Genomic DNA, 3,750 nt, shown 5'->3' with positions numbered 1-3,750 from the left:
GCCGGAACCCGAGCCCGCTGTGGTGGCCCAGGTGCGTTCCGTGTTGGAGAGCGGCGAGCTCAAGTGCAGCAAGCGCTCGGTGGCACTGGCCCTTTCGCTCTCGTTGGAAGAGGTAGACAGGGTATTTCAGCATCTGCTGGCCCAAGGGGTGCTGGGGCAGGGCAGCAATCGCCACTACCACCTCAGTGGACAAGCGGGTTGAGAGCCAGGCCACCTCTGGGTGGCCTGTTTATTGCCGCGAGCGGCTGCGTTAGTGAGTCAGCACCATCATCAGGCTGAGGAAGGCGGCTAGCCCCCCACCTATGCCGATGATCCAGTAAAACCCCTTGGCCCCCTGTTTGAGCGGGATGTGGAAGTAGAGCAGCAAGGCCCACCACCCCAGTGCCAGCAACAGAGGAATAAGAAACATTCGAGCCATGGTGTCCTCGCTGTTATTCTGTTGACCCTTGATCAGTCAACAGGATGGATTGTGCAATGACGCAGCTACAGATTACCGCATTCGGCGACCCCTCGGTACTCAAGCTCAACCCTTCGCAGGATAAGGTGCCCACGGAGGGGGAAGTCCGGGTGCGCATCTGCTTTGCGGGAGTCAATCCCATTGATGCCAAGACCCGGGCCGGCCTCGGCTGGGCGGCGGCCCAGAACAAGGACAATCTGCCCTGGACACCGGGGTATGATGTGGCTGGCGTGATTGAGACGGTGGGCCCGGGTGTCACGGCGCTGGCAGAGGGGGATCAAGTGTGCGGCATGGTGGGCTTTCCGCTGGCAGGTGGCGCCTATGCCGACAGTACAGTGGTGAGCGAAGAGGCGCTGGTCAAGCTCGATGGCATCAGCCTCAAGCAGGGCGCAGCCCTGCCGCTGGCCGGTCTCACCGCCTGGCAGGGGCTGTTTGAACATGGCTGCCTCAAAGCCGGGCAGCGGGTGCTGATCCTGGCCGGTGCCGGTGGTGTTGGCCATTTGGCGGTGCAGTTTGCCAGCGCTTATGGCGCCGAGGTGGTCGCCACGGCCAGTCGTGACAATCACGATTTTCTCCATAGACTGGGGGCCGACCAGCGGGTGGATTACCACGACGCTGACTGGGCCGCGCAGATCCTGGCCCAAGGGCAGGTCGATCTGGTGCTGGATCTGGTGGGCGGCGAGAGCGGCAAGGCGGCGCTTGCTTGCGTCAAGCCCGGTGGCCGTCTGGTGACAGTGCCCACCATCACGGCCCAGCAGATCAAGGATGCGGCGGCCGATACCGGCATAGAGGTGCTCGGCATGCTGGTGCACCCCGACAGCAAACAGCTGGCCCAGATGCTGAACCTGCTGCGCCAGGGGGATGTGCACATCACAGTCGGTGGCGAGTTTGCCCTGGCCGAGGGGGCGCAGGCCCATCAGGCCATCGAGGGGGGTCATGTCCGTGGCAAGCTGGTGCTGCGCATGCCTGCCGCCGATGGCCTGCCCGGATGAATGGCATTGCCGAGATGGGGCTGGGCTGGCTGTTTCTGAGTGCCTTCACCTCCGCCACCTTGCTGCCTGGCAGCTCGGAAGTGCTGCTGGGCGCCATGGCGGTTAAGGGAGAGTGGAGCATGGCCAGCTTGCTGCTGTGGGCGACGCTCGGCAATACCCTCGGCTCCATGACCACCTGGTGGCTCGGCTGGCTCGCCACCTTCAAGAAAAAGCCGGAAGATTTTCAAGGCCGTGGGGAACAAAAAGCCCTCGGCTGGCTCAAACAACATGGTCACTGGTGTCTGCTGCTGGCCTGGACGCCTGTTGTTGGTGATGGCCTCTGCCTGCTGGCCGGTTGGCTACGTCTCTCCTTCTGGCGCTCTATCATCCTGATCGGGGTCGGCAAATTATTGCGTTATGCCCTGGTTTTTCTGTTGGCCAGTCATATTTTCTAGCCCTTTTCTTCACTCACGAGGTAACCGTGAACAAACTCATTCCATTAAGTATTCTGCTGGGTTTCACCCTGCCTGTGCTGGCCGCCCCCATCCTGGTGTCCGAGCAGGTCAAGGAAGAGGGCAAGCTTGGCATCCCTTACCAGATGTTCAGGCTGGACAACGGTCTGACCGTGATCCTGGCGCCTGACAAGTCAGATCCCCTGGTGCATCTCGACGTCACCTATCATGTGGGATCGGCCCGCGAGCAGGTGGGCAAGTCCGGGTTTGCCCACTTCTTCGAACACATGATGTTCCAGGGCTCAAAACACGTTGGCGATCAGGAGCACATGCGGATCATCAACGAGGCGGGTGGCGACATGAACGGCACCACCAACAAGGATCGCACCAATTACTACGAGACGGTGCCGGCCAATCAGCTGGAGAAGGTGCTCTGGCTGGAGGCGGATCGCATGGGCTTCCTGCTCGATGCGGTGAGCCAGAAGAAGTTTGAGATCCAGCGCGCCACCGTCAAGAACGAGCGCGCCCAGCGGGTCGATAACCAGCCATACGGGCTGGTGAGCGAGAAGGTGGGGGAGGCGCTCTACCCGCGCACCCACCCCTACTCCTGGCAGCCCATCGGCTATGTAGAGGACCTGGACCGGGTCGGAGTGGATGACCTTAAGCAGTTCTTCCTGCGCTGGTATGGTCCGAATAACGCTACCCTGACCCTGGGCGGCGATTTCGATACCAAACAGGCACTGGCCTGGATCGAACAGTACTTCGGTTCCATCCCGCGTGGCCCTGACGTGGCCGAGCCGACGCCTGAGCCGGTGACCCTGCCCGAAACACGCTACCTGACGCTGGAGGACAAGGTCCATCTGCCGCTGCTCTACATCAGCTATCCGACCGTTGCCCTTGGTGATCCGCAGGAGCCGGCGCTGGACATGTTTGCCGACGTGCTCGGCGGCTCCGCCAGCTCCATGCTCTACCAGTCGCTGGTGAAAACCGGCAAGGCCATCGACGTTGGCGCCTCCCATTACTGCGAGGAGCTGGCCTGCACCCTGACCGTCTACGCCTATCCCAACCCGGCGGTGGATGGCAGCCTCAAGACCCTCAAGGGGGAAGTGGACAAGGTGATCGGCGAGTTTGCCGGTCGCGGCCTCAAGCCAGAGGATCTGGAAAAAGCTATCAACAGCTATCGCGCCTCGGCCATCTGGGGGCTCGACAGCGTCTCCGGCAAGGTGAGCCAGCTCGCCATGGGCCAGGTGTTTGCCCAGGATCCCAACTACGTATTCAAGCGACTGGATGCCATCGGCAAGGTAACCCCGGAGCAGGTCAAAGCGGCTTATGAAAAGTTCATCGTGGACAAGCCTGCCGTGGTGCTGAGCGTGGTGCCCAAGGGCAAGACGGATTGGCAGGTGGCCAAGCCGAACTTCACCCCCGCCAAGCGCGAGCTGCCCGATTACAGCCAGCATGGGGAGCCGCTGGCGCTGCGCCCGGTCAAGGACACCTTCGATCGCAGCGTGCAGCCCAAGGCGGCGGATGCGGTCAGCGTCAAGGTGCCCGCCATCTGGCACGGTAAGCTCGACAAGGGGATCGAGATCATCGGTACCCAGAGTGACGAGATCCCGGCCGTTTCCATCATGATCGCCCTGCCGGGCGGTATACGGGCCGAAGGCAAGGGAGAGCTGGGGCTTGCCAACCTCACCGCCAGCATGATGGGACAGGGCTCGGTGCGCCTGACCGAGGCCCAGCTCAGCGACGAGCTGCAAAAGCTTGGCTCCAGTGTCAGCGTCTCCAGTGCCCAGTACAGCAACCTCATCACCATCAGCTCGTTGGCCGACAAGCTGCCGCAGACTCTGGCGCTGGTGCGCGAGATGTATGAGCG

The 3,750-nt window shown here is 62.1% G+C and carries 4 protein-coding genes and 1 pseudogene; 4 read left to right on the top strand and 1 reads right to left on the bottom strand.

The features are described from left to right. Positions 1 to 202 (top strand): annotated as a pseudogene (locus tag AAC083_RS15970) (Preprotein translocase subunit SecY); the annotation flags it as partial. A 48-nt stretch (positions 203 to 250) separates the two neighbouring features. Here the strand turns inward: AAC083_RS15970 and AAC083_RS15965 are convergent. Beyond that, the gene (locus tag AAC083_RS15965) at positions 251 to 418 is read right to left on the bottom strand and encodes a hypothetical protein (protein WP_181364778.1); all 168 of its coding nucleotides are present in this window, start codon (positions 416 to 418) and stop codon (positions 251 to 253) included. A gap of 44 nt (positions 419 to 462) precedes the next feature. Between AAC083_RS15965 and AAC083_RS15960 the strand changes: the two genes are divergently transcribed. The 3 genes from AAC083_RS15960 to AAC083_RS15950 form a co-directional block, all read left to right on the top strand. Continuing rightward, complete coding sequence (locus AAC083_RS15960) at positions 463 to 1,449, top strand: NADP-dependent oxidoreductase (RefSeq protein WP_108537115.1); 987 nt, start codon at positions 463 to 465, stop codon at positions 1,447 to 1,449. Continuing rightward, positions 1,446 to 1,883 carry a YqaA family protein gene (locus AAC083_RS15955; RefSeq protein ID WP_108537114.1) on the top strand — a complete coding sequence of 146 codons (438 nt, stop codon included), beginning with the start codon at positions 1,446 to 1,448 and terminating at the stop codon, positions 1,881 to 1,883. The genes AAC083_RS15960 and AAC083_RS15955 overlap by 4 nt, the downstream gene beginning before the upstream one ends. 26 nt (positions 1,884 to 1,909) lie before the next feature. After that, a partial coding sequence (locus AAC083_RS15950; protein WP_108537113.1) for a M16 family metallopeptidase occupies positions 1,910 to 3,750 on the top strand: 1,841 nt, incomplete at its 3' end.

It is taken from the genome of Aeromonas sp. HMWF014 (genome assembly GCF_963878295.1).
Taxonomy (GTDB): Bacteria; Pseudomonadota; Gammaproteobacteria; order Enterobacterales; family Aeromonadaceae; genus Aeromonas; species Aeromonas popoffii.
Note: the sequence above shows the minus strand (reverse complement) of the source record. Positions and strands in the feature narration are given on the sequence as shown.

Excerpts from the sequence above, each read along its gene's own strand:
- AAC083_RS15965 (WP_181364778.1), bottom strand. The coding sequence starts at position 418 with ATGGCTCGAATGTTTCTTATTCCTCTGTTGCTGGCACTGGGGTGGTGG.
- AAC083_RS15955 (WP_108537114.1), top strand. The coding sequence starts at position 1,446 with ATGAATGGCATTGCCGAGATGGGGCTGGGCTGGCTGTTTCTGAGTGCC.
- AAC083_RS15960 (WP_108537115.1), top strand. The coding sequence starts at position 463 with ATGGATTGTGCAATGACGCAGCTACAGATTACCGCATTCGGCGACCCC.